This is a genomic window from Halobellus sp. Atlit-38R, assembly GCF_003665925.1.
GTDB lineage: Archaea > Halobacteriota > Halobacteria > Halobacteriales > Haloferacaceae > Haloquadratum > Haloquadratum inordinatus.
Map to the genome: position 1 here is coordinate 1 of NZ_QXIJ01000170.1, position 551 is coordinate 551.

At 68.1% G+C, this 551-nt stretch carries 2 pseudogenes; both read left to right on the top strand.

Going from position 1 to position 551, the window contains the following annotated elements:
- Positions 1-366 (top strand): annotated as a pseudogene (locus D3D02_RS18750) (DNA-directed RNA polymerase subunit A''); the annotation flags it as partial.
- Positions 366-551, top strand: a pseudogene (locus tag D3D02_RS18755) (KH domain-containing protein); the annotation flags it as partial. The pseudogenes D3D02_RS18750 and D3D02_RS18755, both read left to right, overlap by 1 nt.

Consider the following 551-nt stretch of genomic DNA (forward strand, 5'->3'; position numbering starts at 1 on the left):
GAGATCTACCGGAACCTCGGGGTCGAGGCGGCCCGCGAGACGATCATCGACGAGACGAAGAACACGCTCGAAGAGCAGGGGCTCGACGACGTGAACGTCCGCCACCTCATGCTCGTCGCCGACATCATGACGAACAACGGCGAGATCGAGTCGATCGGCCGGCACGGCATCTCCGGCAACAAGGACTCGGTCCTCGCGCGCGCGGCGTTCGAGGTGACGGTCAACCACCTGCTCGACGCCGCGATCCACGGCGAGTACGACGACCTCGACGGCGTCATCGAGAACGTCATCGCCGGCAAGCCCATCTCGATGGGGACCGGCGACGTCGACCTCCGGATGGGGTCGCGCGTCGTGAGCGACGACTAATGTACGTCGAGCTCTCCGACGAGGCGCGGCAATACATCGGTCGGTTCGACGAGCTGACCGGCGTCACGCCGACCGACTGCCTCGTGGAGGGCGACCGCCTCGTGTTCGTGGTGCCCGCCGGCGAGATGGCGGCCGCGATCGGCCAGGGCGGCGAGACCGTCGCGGAGGCCGAACGGCGGCTCGAC